Here is a 16,142-nt window from a genome sequence, read left to right on the forward strand (position 1 = left end):
ATTAAAAACAAGACAGGTAATTACTTAAGCTGCGAATATTATCACAAAATCCGTTTGCTGAGATTCGGGCAGTTTCTTACTGTAGCGCCAATTAACATCCAGGTGAGAAATGCACAATGAAAAAGACTCTCTTTAAAGGTTCCGTTATTAGCTGTGCCCTCGCTCTTTTGACGAGTTATTCTGCACACGCTATTACGTTAAAAGTCGCAGATAACCATCTCGCTATCGATTCGACCGTTTTAGCGCTCAAATCTATGAACGACGAATTAAAAAAAACCACTAATGGCGAAGTGAAATTACGTATTTTTGCCAACGGTGCGCTGGGCGATGAAACTCAGGTTTTACAGGATGTGCAGAAAGGGACCGTCGATATGGCGCGTGTTTCTGTTTCTAACCTGCAATCGTTCAATGACAAGTTTTCGATTCTTTCCATGCCGTATCTGTTCCCCAGCAACGAAGCTTATCTGAAGTTCAGTCTCAGTCCGTTGGCTGATACTTTCTACGCCTACCCAGAATCCAGCGGTATTAAAGGGCTGACGTTCTATACCAGCTCGTTCCGTTCGTTCTATACCCGCGATAAAGGCATCGAAAAACCCGCAGATTTAAAAGGCGTCAAAATTCGCGTCATGGCCGACCCAACCGTACTGAATATGATGAAACGCCTGGGCGCAACCGCCACACCGCTGCCGTACAGCGAAGTCTTCGGTGCCATGCAGCAGGGTGTGGTCGATGGCGCAGAAAATGCCGTTTCGACGCTAACGGATGCCCGCCATGGCGAAATGATGAAAGCCTACTCTTTTGATGAACATACGCTGGTGCCTGACATTGTGGTTATCAGCAGCAAAACGTGGGCAAAACTGACGCCAGATCAACAGGTAAAACTGAAACAAGCCGCACTGAACTCCGCCGTAATGCAGACCGAAGAGCAGGCAAAAGTACAGGCGAAAGCGAAGAAAGATGCCGAAGCGATGGGCGTGAAATTCTACTACCTGACTAGTCCTGCTATAGGTTGACACTTTTCGGCCTTACAACGCCCGATGAACTTCATCGGGCGTTTTGTATTTTAGCGACAGATGTGGCCGCCGCGTGTTGTAGATTTCCACCGACTCCCTGACCATCTTTCTTGCCTGTCCGATATCTTCTGGCTTCCCGAGCAGATATTCCATTTTTAATATCCCGTTTACCCGTTCCGCCAGCGCATTCTGATAACAGTCATACCCGTCTGTCATCGAGCAGATGACCCCATGGCGTTGGTGTAGTGCCTGATATTCTGTTGAACAGTACTGCACACCCCGATCTGAGTGATGCACCAGTGGATGTGCTGTACGCCTGCTGACCAGCGCCATTCTGAACGCCTTAGCCACATGATGGGTATGCAGACTTTCATGCACATGATATCCCACGATTTTTCTCGACCAGACGTCTGTTATCAGACTGAGGTACGCCGTTCCCTTACGCAGGGGAATGTACGTGATATCCGCGACCCACACCTGCTCCGGGCGGCTGGCAACAACCTGATTTTCTCCCGCCTTCAATAAGTTAGGATGACGATAAAAGCGATGATGGCTTTGAGTCGTTTTGTGATACGCCCGTTTCGGTATTACCAGTAATCGTGCGCCACGCAGTATCTGGAACAAACGATCCCGACCGACATGGAGTGCCGGCTCTGGTTGCTGTCGCAATAAATAATGCAGTTTACGTGTCCCCAGCCGGGGCTGGTGTAGCCGGATGGTCGTCACCTGTTCAACGATATGCTGCGCCTGTCTTTCTCTTCCGCGCTCACGTTGCAGGGATTGATACCACGCCTGTCGGCTGATCCCCATGAACCGGCAAGCACGCATTACTGTGAGTCCCGGCGTTTGTGCTTGCGTGATAAGGTGGCCAACTGCTTTTTTGTCAGTGTGGCTCCGAACTCGGTATTCATTACCTTCACGACAGCTTCAAAAAACTGGGCTTTTATTTCTGATTCAGCCAGTTGCTGCTCGAGTTCTTTGATCCGTTGTTCGGGAGTAAGAGGTATTTTGGGCATAGTAGCTCCGCACTTTCTTGCGAGAGAGGGGGAGTGCCAGTCGAGTTGACCGTATCTGCGCAACCACGTCATGACGGTGTGGCTACCCTGAATACCGTAGCGGTCTTGCGCCTGACGGTAAGTCATTTCCCCTTTTTCGACCTGTTCGACAACGGCCAGTTTAAAGGATAGAGGGTAATCGCGTTGTGTGCGTTTAACATATTGGTTCATCACATTTTCCTCTGCCTGCGAGTTAAATGTGTCAACGCTATTTAGGACGGGTCAACCCAGAGAAAAAAGCCTTCCAGGATTTAGTGGAACCGATGTACGCCGAGCTTCCCGCCGACAAAATGCAGCAAGTAACCGAAATCCGTAATTCAATGCAATAAAAGCAATTAGCCTGTAAAGCCAGACGGCTGGCTTTACAGGGCGAGCTTTTCCGGAGTACTTCATGAACCTTCAAACCTTTAAGTCATACCTTGATAAAGGTATCGGGCTGCTGGTGGCGTGCCTGCTCACCGCCTTGTGCCTGATTGCGATGTGGCAGGTTTTTACCCGCTATATCCTTAACGACCCCAGCACTTATACCGAAGAATTACTGCGTTACATTATGATTTGGATGGGCTTTTTAGGGGCAGTTTGCTGCTTCTCTTCCCAGCGTCATTTAGCTCTGACGCTGCTGGAATCGAAACTCAATATCCGCCTGCGTGTAAAGCTAAACACTCTGCATCACGTGATTATTATGGTTTCCATTTTCTTCGTCATGATCCTCGGCGGCTGGCAATTTATGCTCGAAGGCATGGGTCAACGCTCCAGTACGCTGGGCATTCCAATGGGTTGGATCCACGCCATTATTCCTTTGAGCGGCGTGCTTATTATTTTGCTGGAAATCATCAATATCATCAGCAATTGCCAGGGAAAGAATGCCCATGATTGATTCCGAAATTCTCATCGCCTGCAGCATGCTACTGGGCAGCTTTATTTTCTTTTTAGTGCTCGGATTACCGGTGGCGATTGCCATTATGGTGTCGTCGATTTTCACGCTGATTTTCAGCATGTCGGTGGGGGATATTCTCTATTCCGGTAGTCAGAAAATGTTTACCGGCATCAACAACTTTGGCCTGTTAGCGGCACCGTTCTTTATACTTTCCGGTAACTTAATGAATAAAGGTGGGATAGCCCGACGGCTGGTTAACTTAGCGATGCTGCTTGGCGGGCGCATTCCTGGCTCGCTGGCGCATGCCAACGTTATCAGTAATATGCTGTTTGGAAGTGTGTGCGGTTCCTCCGTTGCCGCCGCTTCTGCGGTCGGTGGTTTTATGGGGCCGCTGCAAAAAGAGAAAAACTACGATCCGTACTTCTCCGCCGCCGTTAACATTGCTTCAGCACCTACCGGTTTGCTTATTCCCCCAACTGGTTTGTTTATTGTCTTCTCATTAATGACCGGAACTTCGGTAGCAACGTTGTTTGTTGCCGGTTATGTGCCGGGGATTTTAATGGGCCTCGGTGTGATGTTTTATGCGTGGATCTATGCCAAAAAACATAACTATCCGGTAGAAGATAAAGTGCCGTTAAAACAGGCGCTGCGTATTGTTTTTGATGCCATTCCTAGCCTGTTAATGATTGTGGTGGTGATTGGCGGAATTATTGTTGGCATATTCACCGCGACCGAAGGCGGCGTCATCTCGGTTTTCTACGGGCTTATTCTTTCGCTGTGTTATGGCACCATTAAGCCGAAAGATTTACCGGCAATTATGATCGAGTCGGCGATTATTTCCGGCATGATTTTATTCCTGATTGCCGCTTCGTCGTTTATGTCGTGGGCGATGACCTGGCTGTCTATTCCGGATACCGTCAGCGAACTGCTGCTGTCTGTTTCGGAAAACCCGATTATTATCTTGTTGATCATGAACTTGCTGCTGGTGATTGTCGGCACCTTTATGGATATCAGCCCGGCATTACTGATTTTCACACCGATCTTTTTCCCGATTACACAAAGCATCGGCATGGACCCGATTCACTTCGGCGTGATGCTGGTCTTTAACTTGTGTATCGGCAATATCACACCGCCGGTGGGCAGCGCCTTATTTGTGGGTTGCAGCATCGCCAATGTGCCGATGGAAAAAGTCATTAAACCGTTATTACCGATCTTCGCCATCGAATTTATTTTATTGCTGGTGGTGACTTATATTCCTGAAATTTCATTATTCCTTCCCCATTTATTTGGCATGAGCTAAGAGGTTTATCTGATGCACCAATTTACTTTATCTGCCTTTGCAGATGAGATTTCGCCGTGGCTGGAAACACAAATGGATGTGCTGGATAAATTCAATATCCGCCATATCGAGATGCGCGGCGTGAATGACCGCCCGCTGGTAGAACACACCTTAGATGAAGTGAAATTAATTAAACAACGCCTGGATGAGCGCGGCTTTGCTATTTCCTCTGTCGGTTCGCCCATTGGCAAAATTGGCCTCGATGAAGATTTTGACGCGCATCTTGACCTGTTTCGTCACACCTTAAAAATCGCCCAAATTCTTGAAGCGCCATACATCCGCATGTTCAGCTTCTGGATGCCGAAAGATGAAGATCCGCAGCAATACTGGCCGGAAGTGTTGCACCGCTGGCAGCAACTGGTTGCCGCCGCCGAAGGCTATGACGTCACGCTACTGCACGAAAACGAAAAAGACATTTTCGGTGATACCGCCGAACGTTGCCTGCAACTGCTGGAAGCGCTGAATACGCCGAAAGTAAAAGCGGTTTTCGACCCGGCAAACTTTGTGCAGTGCGGCGTCACTCCATTCCCGGATGCGTTTACGCTGCTGCGCAAACACGTCGTCTATATCCATATTAAAGACGCTCTTTTCGCCACGGGCGATGTCATGCCTGCGGACCTGGGTGACGGGCGCATCGGCGATATGCTGGCAGAACTGGCAGCCTGCGGTTACCAGGGATTCTTGTCCCTTGAGCCCCATCTGGCCGATTTCAGCGGTTTCAAAGCATTAGAAAATAGCGCGATAACCAGTGACAAAATGGACCATGGTGAAGCCGCATTTACCTGCGCGGTGAACGCCCTGAATAGCGTCATTAATGAGCGAGGCCTGTAACATGGAAAAAGTACGCTTTGGCATTATTGGAGTTGGCAATATGGGCACCGTTCACGCCCGTTATTTGCTGGCAGGTACGGTGAAAGAAGCGGTTCTTAGCGCCGTTTGCGATAACAATCCGCAAAAGCATGAGGCGATTCGTCAGGTGGTTGGGGAAAATATCCCGCTGTTTAGTGACGCAGAAGAAATGCTGCAAAGTGGGCTTATCGACGCGGTATTAATCGTCACGCCCCACTACGACCACCCGGCGCTGGCCATGTTGGCGATGCGCAACGGCATTCATACTTTGTGCGAAAAGCCCGCAGGCGTCTACACCGCGCAAGTGCGTGAAATGAATGAATGCGCGCAGCAGTGCGATGTACTTTTCGGCCTGATGTACAACCAGCGCCCTAACCCGCTGTACCAGAAAGTAAAAGACCTTATCGACAGCGGCGAGCTGGGTGAAATCCGCCGCTCAAACTGGATCATTACTAACTGGTATCGCTCGCAAAGCTATTACGATTCCGGAAGCTGGCGCGCCACCTGGAAAGGCGAAGGCGGCGGTGTGCTGCTAAACCAGGACCCGCATCAACTGGATTTGTGGCAGTGGCTGGTGGGGATGCCGGTTCGCCTGCGCGCTTTTTGCCAGTTTGGTAAACATCGCAAGATTGAAGTGGAAGATGAAGTGACCGCTTACGCGGAATACGCCAACGGCGCGACCGGCGTGTTTATTACCACCGTGGCAGAAACCCCCGGCACCAACCGCCTGGAGATTATCGGTGATAAAGGCAAAGTGGTGGTTGAGGAAGGCAAGCTTCGCTACTGGCGTTTGCGGGAATCCGAAACCGAGTTCAACGCCCGCTGGACCGGCGGATTTGGCGAACCGGAGTGCTGGGAAGTGCTGATCTCTACCGCGTCTGAATGCAGTGAACATCATGTGATTACCCGCAACTTCTGCGCCGCCGTGCTGCGTGGCGAGCCGCTCATCGCACCGGGTGAAGAAGGGATTCGCGGGCTGACGATTTCCAACGCCATGCACCTTTCAAGCTGGACCGACGGTTGGGTGACATTGCCGCTCGACGAAGAGCTGTACAAGACACTGCTTGACGAGCGGATTACGCAGTCTGTTGAAAAACAGACCGAAAGCAAAACCCTCGACGCCAGCGGTACCTGGTAACACAGTCACCAAACGCGGGTATCCGTTCTGGTTGCCCGCTCATTCCCCCTTCACATCAGACTGTACAAACCGTTACCCGCGTTCCGTTTACGAATAATTGCTGGCCGTGATATGTTATATGGTAACAATAAACCTCAATGACACAGCCCTCCCAAATGACTGAACCCACCAAACGCTCGCCGTTTAGCTCCCAGGCGCGTGACTCTCTCGCCCCCGCGCAAGCCAGGCTGACCGGCAGACTGGTCGGCGGATTAAGCGCCGCGATCTTCCTGATGATTTTAGTGGCGCTGGTTGTCAGTATGTTCGAGTCATCTTCCCGCTGGCCGGTGCTATTAAGCAGCAATGCCGCAGCCCTGATTTTGCTGGCGATCTCTTTATTTAATGCGCAGCGGATTTGCCAGTGGCGCGCCGGGAAGTTCGCCCCCGTGCCAGAACCTGAAGCACAAACCGAACCCGCTCCCCCGCCGACCATTTACCAGCGGCTTGGGGAACTGATTCCTGTCAATTTCAGCCGTATCAATGCGTTGCTTAAGAGCGATGGCATTTGGCTCGCTTCGATGGCGCTGTTTGTGTTGTTTGTCGCGCAAGTGGATTTTGCCACGCAATACCTGGCGCTGGATGAAGGCAACTTGCGCTGGGTGGCGGTTGGGATAATTACCACGGCGATGTTTACCACGCTGGTGGCTGAACGCCATCTGGCGGCCACCGTCGATGAAGCCTGGCCGGAAGCAAAATTTATTGCGCCGCTATTACGCCTGGCTCTGGCGGTGCAATGTCTCACCCTGATCGCGCTAATTTTCCCGGCGGCTAACCTCCCGTTACTGGTCGATCTCCCTGCCATGCTGGTGATTCTGGTCGCGCTTGAGTTCCTGCTGCGCGGCCTGTTTTCCCTGTTTACTCCGCCAAAAGAAGCAGATAGCGAACCGGATTTCCTCGCCAAAAGCCAACTGGCCGCGCAGCTCGTTTGGCCGCCTCGCCCGCTGCTTTTTTTACAGCGCGAGCTGCATCAACACTTTGGGATAGATTTGCGCCAGCTGTGGGCGTTTACCGTGTTGCGGCGGGCTTTTTTACCGGTGCTGACGGTGATGCTGATTTGCGGCTGGTTGCTGACCGGCTTGCAGCAAATTTCTGCCACGCAGCGTGGGATTTATGAACGCTTTGGTAAGCCGGTAAAAGTGTTGTCATCCGGCCTGCATTACGGGCTGCCGTGGCCGTTCGGGCAAGTGGTGTTGACGGAAAATGGCCAGGTGCACGAGTTAGCCACAGGTGAAGAACCCGGCACCACCGCGGAACCATTGACCAGCGCCGAAGGTGAAGCACCGCAAAGTGCCGATCGCCTGTGGGACGCGGTGCATAATTTTGATAAAGCACAGATTATTGCCAGCCAAAGTGGTAGCCAGCAGAGCCTGCAAATCATTAATAGCGATGTGCGTTTTATGTGGCGCATCGGCCTGACCGACAACGCGGCGCTGGCAGCCACTTACAACAGTGCCAATCTGCCAGAACTGATTCGCAGCGCTGCCAACCAGGTGCTGGTGCATCAGTTTTCCTCTCAGACGCTTGAGCAGTTATTGGCTGAGCAACGCATCGCCTTAGCCAGCCAGATTAACCGCGCGGTGCAGCAAAAACTCGATAGCCTGCAGTCCGGCGTCGAACTGTTATCGACCGTGGTCGAAGCCATTCACCCGCCCGCTGGTGCAGCGGATGCTTTTCATGGCGTACAGGCGGCACAAATTTCTGCCCAGGCGCTGATTTCCCGTGAACGCGGGCACGCGGCGGAACTGGCGGCCAGCGCACAAACCACCGCGACCACCCGCCATAATCAGGCACAGATGAATGCCAGCGATGTGACCAGCAAAGCACAGGCCACAGCGGTGCGTTTCGCCGCCCAAAAACAGGCGGTGGCGCAGTCGGGCCAGGTGTTTGTCGATGAATTATGGTACAGCCAGCTGCACCAGACGCTCGGCCACAGCCCGCTGTTAATTATCGACCAGCGCATTGGCGCGGGCTCGCCACCGACTATCGACCTGCGCGAGTTTCCTTCATTGAACGATGCAGCACGGCGCGACGCGCCATCCAAACCGACACAGGAGTCTTCCCGTTGAGCCATTCACATCATCATGGTTGCGGTTGCCATCACAGCCATCACTCCGATGCACCCAAAACCAAAGCCTGGAAGCGTATTGCGGGTGCGGGATTGCTGGTTGCTTTGCTGGTCGCGGCGGCAAGCCTGGTGCAGGTGCGCTCTGGCGAATCGCTGATCATTACTCGCTTCGGTAACCCGGTGCGCGTGCTGCTCAACCCTGGGCTGGCGTGGCGCTTACCCGCACCGTTTGAGATGGCGACCGCTGTGGATTTACGGCTGCGTACCACATCGAGCGGGCTACAGGATGTTGGTACGCGTGACGGGTTGCGGATCATCGTGCAGTCTTATGCGGTCTGGCAGGTTGATAACACGCCGCAACATGTGCAGCGCTTTATGCGCGCGGTGCAAAACCAGCCCGATGAAGCGGCACGGCAAATCCGCGCTTATTTAGGTTCAGCGCTGGAAACCACCGCCAGCGGTTTTAGCCTCGCGCAGCTGGTCAATACCGATAGCCAGCAAGTGCAACTGAACCAGTTTGAAAGCCATTTGCAGGCGCAAATCAGCCAGCCGCTGCTCGAAAGTTACGGCATCCGTTTAGTGCAAGTTGGCACTGAACGCCTGACATTACCGGCGGTCACGCTGAACGCCACGGTCGACCGGATGCGTGCCGAACGCGAAACCATTGCCACCGAGCGCACCGCCGAAGGCAAACGCGCTGCCGCAGAAATCCGCTCGGCAGCAGAACGGGATGCTCGCATTGTTGAAGCTCAGGCGCAGGTTCAGGCGGCAGATATTGAAGCGCAGTCTCAGGTGCAAGCCGCTGAAATTTATGGCAAGGCGTATGCCAGCTCGCCTCAGCTTTACAGCCTGTTGCGCCAGCTTGATGCGCTCAGTGGCGTGGTGAATTCCAGCACTCGCCTGGTGTTACGCACCGATGCCGCGCCGTTCCACCTGTTAGTTGAAGGGCCGAAACTGGATAAAACCCATGAGTGAGCATCAGGTTAATAAACCCGCTGGCCCGTGGACGCAATCCATACGCCTTGCCTTTTATGCGCTGTATGCGCTGACGTTGCTGGCTGCGGCGTCGTGGTTGTTCTCGAACATCCGCCAAATCCCCGCCGACAGCCGCGCGGTGGTGCTGCACTTTGGCGCACAGCAGCGCGTGGATGAAGCGGGTTTGTTGTTAACCTGGCCGAAGCCGATTGACGATGTGGTGATGGTTCCTGCGCCCGACCGCGTTATCGAACATCACGTGACCGCACTGTTACGCTCAGCCGATGCGCAGCGCGGCGATGACAGCAGCGATGCGCTGGCGGGTTCCGGTTACTTGTTAACCGGCGATGCGGGCGTGGTGCAACTGGATATCAGCGTGTTTTATCGTGTGGTCACACCAATGGCTTATGTCTTGCAGGGCGAGCATGTGATGCCAGCACTCGACCGCCTGGTACAGCGCGCAGCCATTGCCGTTTGTGCCTCGCGGGATTTGGATACAATTCTGGTGGCGCGGCCAGAAATGGTCAGCGGCGATTCGAATGTCGCCCAACAGCGCGAACGCCTGCGTGCCGATGTGCAGCACAATATCGAACAGAATCTGCAACGCCTGGCGCTGGCGGGCAGCCCACTTGGTATTACGCTTGAGCGCGTAACCGTGCAATCAACTTTGCCGGAAACCACCGTCACCGCCTTCAACGCGGTATTAACCGCCAGCCAGCAAGCGTCACAAGCGATTGCCAACGCAAATACCGACGCTTCGTTAATACGCCAGAAATCGACACAGCTTGCCGACCAGCTACGCCAAACCGCACAAGCACAGGCACAAGAAAAAGTGGCGAAAGCGCAGTCTGACACCGCGATGGTCAACCGCCTGGCCGGTAGCCATAACGATCCGGATTTGTTAGCGCGAGTGTACCGCGAACGCATTGCGGCGATTCTGGCGCAGGCCGAATCGGTGGTCACCGTATCCCCCCAGGATGATGCCAATTTGATCCTGCAAGCGGCTGGGAAAAAGGAACCGTCTAAACCATGACAACTCATTCAGTGAACCCCGGCAGCGCGCTGTCGCATCAAGAACAACGACAAATCACCCGCCAGTTAATCCTCGCGCTGGTCGCCAGCGGCACGCTCATTTTGGGTTTGCTGTGGCGCTGGATGGCACCGGAGCAAATCGCCGTAGCCGACATTTTATTAGGCTGCGCCTCGTTAATGGTCGCCATCCCCGTCTTGCGCCACGCCTTTTACAGCCTGCGTTACCCGAGCTTGCACGGCATCACCGATCAGCTGGTAGCACTCGCGCTGATCGGTTCGTGGGCAACCGGAGATTTACTCACCGCCGCACTGTTACCGCTGATTATGATCGTCGGCCATATTCTTGAGGAGCGCAGCGTAATTGGCTCGCAGGAAGCGATTGAATCACTGAGTAAACTGACGCGCAGCCGGGCGCGACGTTTTGATGCCGAGGGGCATTTGCATGACGTCGATAACCATCAACTGGTGGCGGGCGATATTGTAGAAGTGCGCGCGGGCGACCGCTTGCCTGCCGACGGACGCGTGCTGGAAGGCCAGGCGAGCCTCGATACCGCGCCGATTACCGGTGAATCGGTGCCGCTGGAAGTGACACCGGGCATGGAGGTGTATGGCGGTGCGATAAATCTCGACGGGCGGTTGCGTATCGAAGTCACGCGCACCGGAGAAACCTCAACGCTTGGGCGCGTGATTGCCCTGATGCAAAGTGCCGAGCAAGCCAGCCCGCCAATTACCCGTTTGCTTGAACGCCACGCGGCGCGTTATCTGCTGCTGGTGTTGTTAATCGCTGCCAGCACCTGGTTTTTGACGCAAAACGCTCAGGCGATGTTAGCGGTGTTAGTTGCCGCTTGCCCGTGTGCGCTGGTGCTTTCCGCGCCCGCGACCTCCATTGCTGGGCTTACCGTCGCAGCACGCCACGGTATTTTAATCCGTGGTGCGGCCTTCCTCGAAGAACTCGCCGAACTGAACGCGGTGATCATCGATAAAACCGGCACGCTGACGCACGGCAAACTGCAACTTCATGAGTTACGCCCGCAAGCAGGAGAATCACCGGAAATTATCTCTTCCCTGGCGGCAAGTCTTGGCGCAACCAGCAACCATCCGGTCAGCCGCGCGCTGGTGAATATCGCCCCGCAAAGCGCATGGCCGCAGCTTGAAAATGTTTATGAACATCAAGGATTAGGCGTATCAGCGACGACAAGTGCGGGCGAAGCATTTCTCGGCAGGCATGAGCTTTTAAAAACGCAGTTGGATGATTTACCCGAAGAACCGCCACACGATGGGCCGATTGTCGGGCTGGTGCTGGCAGGCCGCTTCCGTGGCTGGATTTTACTGGCAGACAGCCTACGTGACGAAGCGGCCAGCGCGATGACCGAGCTGCGTGAACTGGGCTTGAATCAGCAATTATTACTGACCGGCGACCGCCAGGCTGTGGCAGAACGCATCGCCAAAAAGGTCGGCATCAATGACGTGATCGCCGGAGCGCTGCCCGCCGATAAACTGCAACAAGTCAGCACGCAAATCGACAACGGCTTCCGGCCCATGGTGGTCGGTGATGGCATCAACGATTCACTGGCACTCAAAGCGGGCGTCGTCGGCGTGGCGATGGGCGCTGGCGGCTCGGATATCGCTATGGCATCCGCCGATATCGTGTTGATTGGCGGTGACTTACGCCGCCTGGGAACCTGCGTGCGCTTAAGCCGCCTGTGCCGCCGCACGCTGCAAGTGAACGTGCTGATTGGCCTGGGCTGGACAGTGGTGATTGTTGCCGCCGCCGCTTTCGGCTGGCTCGGCGCATCCGGCGCGGTGATTGCCGCCATTCTGCATAATATGAGTACGTTGCTGGTGCTGGGCAATGCCGGGCGGATATTAAGGTTTGAAGAAAAATTGAGCGGGTGATGGAAATTGGCGTTGGCAAAATTTATACTATTTGTAAGAACAAGTCTTACATGGAGAGATTTTGATGGCACGAACAGTAACGGTCGATCTCGGTGAAGAACTGCGTGATTTTATTGATTCATTAGTCGATTCAGGGGATTACCGAACGCAAAGTGAAGTCTTGCGGGATGCCTTGCGGCTGCTGCGGGAAAAACAGGCGGAGTCCAGATTACAGCAGTTGCGCGACCTGCTTGCTGAAGGCATCAGCAGCGGAGCTCCACAAATCTGGGAACAGGATACTTTTCTAAAACGGATGAAAGAAAAGGTGAAATCAAATGAGGATAAATCGTAGTTGTAGGGTGGATAAGCGACTAGCGTCATCCACCATTTGCACCGGTTCTGGCGGGGGCGCTACGCTTGCCCGCCCTACGAAAGAGGTTATGTGACCTGTATCAGCAATCTTTATTGGGTCACTCCAGGCAACAAGCATCCGCCTTGCGTTCAAGGCCATGCAGCACAGGAATCAGTGAGCTAATCGCCGCAATCCCGTGCCCCACCTGGCAAAGTGTTTCTTGTGAAAACTCCACCACATTGCTATCCGCAAAGGTAACGAATGATTTACCGATAAAGCGCTGCGTGTGGCAAAGCCCTGCAATGCTCTCTTCGCATTGGCTGGCAAGATCCAGAGCTTCTTCGCTGGTTAAAGAATCGAGATTCACTGCGGATATCGCGTTTGCCATATCGGAATAAAGAACATCCGTATCGGCAAGGTGTGGAAACGTGTGGTCGGTTGATTGTGCTGCTGTGTTACTATTAGCGTCAGCCATAGCATTATCCTAAGTAATGGTTGTGGTTAGAGGCCCGGTTAGTGTTAGCGCACTGCTGGGCTTCGTTGTTTTTGTATGACTCATGTCATACACTTGCATGACAAAATCACTTTAAATTGGTGTCAGACACATGTCAATCATAGAATTTAAAAAGAAAGGAAATAAACAGATCGCATTGCGTGTTGAGCCATCTCTCGAAGAAGGGATTCAAAAAGCATTGAAGCTTGATGGGGATGCTTCTGTTTCAGCCTGGATTAAGCGCATCATCAGGAAAGAATTGCAGTCAAAGGGTATCAAAGCTGATCACTGATCTATCAGTTGTAGGGTGGATAAGCGACTAGCGTCATCCACCATTTGCGCCGGTTCCGGCGGGGGCGCTGCGCTTACCCCCCCTACGAAAGCGGTTTTTGTCCTCTGGCAGCCTCACACACCCTTACGCTATACTACCCGTTGAAATTGCTGGCCCAACCTCCACGGACTGGCAGTCAAAATGTACTAACCCTTAGATTTTCAACTTTCCTTCCGAGGCTCTGGCTCTAAGCCGGATAAACTATGTTAAACAGTATTTTATTAATACTTCTTCTTATCTCCGTCAGTGCGTTCTTCTCTATTTCGGAAATCTCACTGGCTGCATCCCGCAAAATCAAACTCAAGCTGCTGGCTGATGAGGGCAACTTGAACGCACAACGCGTACTGAAAATGCAGGAAAGCCCTGGCATGTTCTTTACCGTGGTGCAGATTGGCCTGAACGCGGTAGCCATTCTCGGCGGTATCGTCGGTGACGCAGCATTTTCCCCGGCTTTTAAAGTCCTTCTGGAGCGTTTTTTCTCGCCAGAAATGGCTGACCAATTGAGCTTTATTCTTTCCTTCACGCTGGTCACCAGCCTGTTCATTTTGTTTGCAGACCTCACTCCGAAACGCATCGGTATGATTTCGCCTGAATCTGTTGCTTTGCGAATCATCAACCCGATGCGCTTCTGTCTGTTTATCTTCCGTCCGCTGGTGTGGTTCTTCAACGGCCTGGCCAACGTCATTTTCCGCATTTTCAAACTGCCGATGGTGCGCAATGACGACATCACCTCCGATGATGTGTATGCCGTTTTTGAAGCGGGTGCATTGGCGGGAGTGTTGCGTAAGCAAGAGCATGAGTTGATTGAGAACGTGTTCGAGCTGGAATCGCGTACCGTGCCGTCATCCATGACGTCGCGCGAAAATATCATCTGGTTTGATTTGCATACCGACGAGCAGAGTCTGAAGAATAAAATCGCCGAGCATCCTCACTCCAAGTTCCTGGTGTGTAATGGCGATATCGACCATATCGTCGGCTATGTTGATTCAAAAGAGTTGCTGAACCGCGTATTGGGCAACCAAAGCCTTGCGCTCAACAGTGGCGTGCATCTGCGTAATACGCTGATTGTTCCCGATACATTGACGCTGTCCGAAGCACTGGAAAGCTTCAAAGCTGCGGGTGAAGACTTTGCAGTTATCATGAACGAGTACGCGCTGGTGGTGGGTATCATTACGCTGAACGACGTGATGACCACACTGATGGGCGACCTGGTTGGCCAGGGCATGGAGGAGCAAATTGTTGCTCGTGATGAAAACTCCTGGCTGGTTGAAGGCGGCACACCGATTGATGACGTGATGCGCGTGCTGGATATCGATGAGTTCCCGCAGTCTGGCAACTATGAAACCATTGGCGGCTTCATGATGTTTATGCTGCGTAAAATCCCGAAGCGTACTGATTCAGTGAAGTTTTCTGGCTACAAATTCGAGGTGGTGGATATTGATAACTACCGCATCGACCAGTTGCTGGTGACACGTATCGATAATAAACCAACGCCGTTGACGCCAAAACCGGCGGATGGTGAAGAACAGAACGCAGCTTAATTCTCAAAATCCAGAAACACTAACGGCACCCTCGGGTGCCGTTTTTGGTACTACTTATGGCTTCAAGCCATCTCCGCCTGCATACGCAAAACCTGGCGGTTTACCTCTGACATAACAGATAGATGCTGCTTATCTTTCACTTTTGGGATAAGAATCTTGCCCTTATCAAATTCAAAAGCGCCAACGTCCTTGATGTACAACCGTCCACGAAACAGGATTTTCACGTACTTCGCCACCTGAAGCGGGTTGTACCGTTGGAAAATTTTCATTCTTCTTCTCTCCTGCAGTGTTAACGCCCCTGCGGTTCCACATTTGGCCCGACAAAACGAGGCGGAAAATTTGGTGCCTGGAAACTATAGTCCATATACAAACCGACACCTAGTTTGCACAATCTTATTTACCGTATGATTACAATTTCTCAGAATAATCTTTGCAAATGTAAACAAATCTAAGCTTAAGCCTTCGAATTACAGGGATATGTGCGGCACCCCGCAAACTGGCATTGTTGTTGCGGGACAGAAAGCTATTCAGCACATATGCTTAAAACGTCACGACGAGTGGTCGGATCACCTGCAATCTTTCGCCAATAATAAGATAAGGAGTCATCATGTCCCTACGCACAACCCTTGCGCTTGCCCTGTTGCTGTTACCTCTTGCAGCATCGGCACATAATTTCGAGAAAAATCAGCGTGTCTCACCGATTGGCATTACGGATAAAGGTGAGTTGATGCTCGATAATGATAAGTTTAGCTACAAAAGCTGGAATAGCGCGCAGCTGGTGGGGAAAGTGCGAACGCTGCAACTTATTGCCGGGCGCACCAGTGCGAAAGAGAAAAATGCCGGTGTCGTTGAAGCAATTAAAGCGGCTAAATTCCCGCATGACCGCTATCAAACCACCACGATTGTGAACACCGATGACGCGATTATTGGCACCGGGATGTTTGTGCGCAGCAGCCTGGAGAGCAACAAGACACAGTATCCGTGGTCGCAATTTATCGTCGACAGCAACGGCGTGGCGCAAAAATCATGGCAGCTCGAAACCGGCAGTTCAGCGATTGTGGTGCTGGATAAACAGGGCCGTGTTCAGTTCGCCAAAGATGGCGCACTGACTCAGGAAGAAGTGCAGCAGGTGATAAGCCTGCTGCGAGAACTGCTGAGTAAATAGCTG

The 16,142-nt window shown here is 52.7% G+C and carries 16 protein-coding genes and 1 pseudogene; 14 read left to right on the forward strand and 3 right to left on the reverse strand.

From position 1 onward, the window contains the following. Positions 1–116 precede the first annotated feature (116 nt). Positions 117–1,013 (forward strand): TRAP transporter substrate-binding protein, encoded by an 897-nt coding sequence (locus D8682_RS13025; protein ID WP_121814448.1) that lies wholly within the window; start codon positions 117–119, stop codon positions 1,011–1,013. On the opposite strand, the pseudogene D8682_RS13030 reads toward D8682_RS13025, so the two are convergent. Beyond that, positions 1,003–2,239: pseudogene (locus D8682_RS13030) on the reverse strand (IS3 family transposase). The gene D8682_RS13025 and the pseudogene D8682_RS13030 sit on opposite strands and share 11 nt — an antisense overlap. 26 nt (positions 2,240–2,265) lie before the next feature. On the opposite strand from D8682_RS13030, the gene D8682_RS27355 reads away from it, so the two are divergent. From D8682_RS27355 to D8682_RS13075, 10 genes are all read left to right on the forward strand, one after another. Beyond that, positions 2,266–2,397: a hypothetical protein gene (locus D8682_RS27355; protein ID WP_255424170.1), complete on the forward strand. Its 132-nt coding sequence runs from the start codon at positions 2,266–2,268 to the stop codon at positions 2,395–2,397. Between the two features lie 62 nt (positions 2,398–2,459). Continuing rightward, positions 2,460–2,945 carry a TRAP transporter small permease gene (locus D8682_RS13035; RefSeq protein ID WP_064540619.1) on the forward strand — a complete coding sequence of 162 codons (486 nt, stop codon included), beginning with the start codon at positions 2,460–2,462 and terminating at the stop codon, positions 2,943–2,945. Further along, complete coding sequence (locus D8682_RS13040) at positions 2,941–4,245, forward strand: TRAP transporter large permease (protein ID WP_370090873.1); 1,305 nt, start codon at positions 2,941–2,943, stop codon at positions 4,243–4,245. Before D8682_RS13035 ends, D8682_RS13040 begins: the two co-directional genes overlap by 5 nt. A 12-nt stretch (positions 4,246–4,257) precedes the next feature. Further along, entirely contained in the window at positions 4,258–5,115 is an 858-nt protein-coding gene (locus tag D8682_RS13045; protein WP_121814449.1) for a sugar phosphate isomerase/epimerase, read from the forward strand. Between the two features lies 1 nt (position 5,116). After that, positions 5,117–6,271, forward strand: coding sequence for a Gfo/Idh/MocA family protein (locus D8682_RS13050; protein ID WP_121814450.1), 1,155 nt, complete (start codon positions 5,117–5,119; stop codon positions 6,269–6,271). Positions 6,272–6,408: 137 nt separating this feature from the next. Next, entirely contained in the window at positions 6,409–8,376 is a 1,968-nt protein-coding gene (gene hflK, locus D8682_RS13055) for a protease modulator HflK (RefSeq protein ID WP_121814451.1), read from the forward strand. Next, positions 8,373–9,350: a protease modulator HflC gene (gene hflC, locus D8682_RS13060; protein ID WP_202914391.1), complete on the forward strand. Its 978-nt coding sequence runs from the start codon at positions 8,373–8,375 to the stop codon at positions 9,348–9,350. Before hflK ends, hflC begins: the two co-directional genes overlap by 4 nt. Further along, positions 9,343–10,383, forward strand: a complete 1,041-nt coding sequence (locus D8682_RS13065; protein WP_121814452.1) for an SPFH domain-containing protein — start codon at positions 9,343–9,345, stop codon at positions 10,381–10,383. The genes hflC and D8682_RS13065 overlap by 8 nt, the downstream gene beginning before the upstream one ends. Then, complete coding sequence (locus D8682_RS13070; RefSeq protein ID WP_121814453.1) at positions 10,380–12,278, forward strand: cation-translocating P-type ATPase; 1,899 nt, start codon at positions 10,380–10,382, stop codon at positions 12,276–12,278. The genes D8682_RS13065 and D8682_RS13070 overlap by 4 nt, the downstream gene beginning before the upstream one ends. Before the next feature lie 64 nt (positions 12,279–12,342). Continuing rightward, on the forward strand, positions 12,343–12,609 hold the full coding sequence (locus tag D8682_RS13075; protein ID WP_121814454.1) for a type II toxin-antitoxin system ParD family antitoxin: 267 nt from the start codon (positions 12,343–12,345) through the stop codon (positions 12,607–12,609). A 118-nt stretch (positions 12,610–12,727) separates the two neighbouring features. On the opposite strand, the gene D8682_RS13080 is transcribed toward D8682_RS13075, so the two are convergent. Continuing rightward, a complete protein-coding gene (locus D8682_RS13080; protein ID WP_121814455.1) occupies positions 12,728–13,084 on the reverse strand; it encodes a hypothetical protein in 357 nt (118 codons plus the stop codon). A gap of 130 nt (positions 13,085–13,214) precedes the next feature. Here D8682_RS13080 and D8682_RS13085 point away from each other — a divergent pair, with 130 nt between their 5' ends. Continuing rightward, on the forward strand, positions 13,215–13,394 hold the full coding sequence (locus D8682_RS13085; RefSeq protein WP_121814456.1) for a hypothetical protein: 180 nt from the start codon (positions 13,215–13,217) through the stop codon (positions 13,392–13,394). Between the two features lie 242 nt (positions 13,395–13,636). Next, on the forward strand, positions 13,637–14,974 hold the full coding sequence (locus D8682_RS13090; RefSeq protein ID WP_064540660.1) for a hemolysin family protein: 1,338 nt from the start codon (positions 13,637–13,639) through the stop codon (positions 14,972–14,974). 62 nt (positions 14,975–15,036) lie between these two features. On the opposite strand, the gene D8682_RS13095 is transcribed toward D8682_RS13090, so the two are convergent. Then, on the reverse strand, positions 15,037–15,243 hold the full coding sequence (locus D8682_RS13095) for a DUF1107 domain-containing protein (protein ID WP_121266826.1): 207 nt from the start codon (positions 15,241–15,243) through the stop codon (positions 15,037–15,039). Between the two features lie 338 nt (positions 15,244–15,581). On the opposite strand from D8682_RS13095, the gene D8682_RS13100 reads away from it, so the two are divergent. Next, a complete protein-coding gene (locus tag D8682_RS13100; protein WP_064540663.1) occupies positions 15,582–16,139 on the forward strand; it encodes a YtfJ family protein in 558 nt (185 codons plus the stop codon). The last annotated feature ends 3 nt before the right edge of the window (positions 16,140–16,142 follow it).

This window comes from Buttiauxella sp. 3AFRM03, assembly GCF_003675305.1.
Lineage (GTDB): Bacteria > Pseudomonadota > Gammaproteobacteria > Enterobacterales > Enterobacteriaceae > Buttiauxella > Buttiauxella ferragutiae.

Coding starts and splice junctions, on each gene's coding strand:
- D8682_RS13025 (WP_121814448.1), top strand. CDS start 117: ATGAAAAAGACTCTCTTTAAAGGTTCCGTTATTAGCTGTGCCCTCGCT.
- D8682_RS27355 (WP_255424170.1), top strand. CDS start 2,266: ATGTGTCAACGCTATTTAGGACGGGTCAACCCAGAGAAAAAAGCCTTC.
- D8682_RS13035 (WP_064540619.1), top strand. CDS start 2,460: ATGAACCTTCAAACCTTTAAGTCATACCTTGATAAAGGTATCGGGCTG.
- D8682_RS13045 (WP_121814449.1), top strand. CDS start 4,258: ATGCACCAATTTACTTTATCTGCCTTTGCAGATGAGATTTCGCCGTGG.
- D8682_RS13050 (WP_121814450.1), top strand. CDS start 5,117: ATGGAAAAAGTACGCTTTGGCATTATTGGAGTTGGCAATATGGGCACC.
- hflK (WP_121814451.1), top strand. CDS start 6,409: ATGACACAGCCCTCCCAAATGACTGAACCCACCAAACGCTCGCCGTTT.
- D8682_RS13065 (WP_121814452.1), top strand. CDS start 9,343: ATGAGTGAGCATCAGGTTAATAAACCCGCTGGCCCGTGGACGCAATCC.
- D8682_RS13070 (WP_121814453.1), top strand. CDS start 10,380: ATGACAACTCATTCAGTGAACCCCGGCAGCGCGCTGTCGCATCAAGAA.
- D8682_RS13075 (WP_121814454.1), top strand. CDS start 12,343: ATGGCACGAACAGTAACGGTCGATCTCGGTGAAGAACTGCGTGATTTT.
- D8682_RS13080 (WP_121814455.1), bottom strand. CDS start 13,084: ATGGCTGACGCTAATAGTAACACAGCAGCACAATCAACCGACCACACG.
- D8682_RS13085 (WP_121814456.1), top strand. CDS start 13,215: ATGTCAATCATAGAATTTAAAAAGAAAGGAAATAAACAGATCGCATTG.
- D8682_RS13090 (WP_064540660.1), top strand. CDS start 13,637: ATGTTAAACAGTATTTTATTAATACTTCTTCTTATCTCCGTCAGTGCG.
- D8682_RS13095 (WP_121266826.1), bottom strand. CDS start 15,243: ATGAAAATTTTCCAACGGTACAACCCGCTTCAGGTGGCGAAGTACGTG.
- D8682_RS13100 (WP_064540663.1), top strand. CDS start 15,582: ATGTCCCTACGCACAACCCTTGCGCTTGCCCTGTTGCTGTTACCTCTT.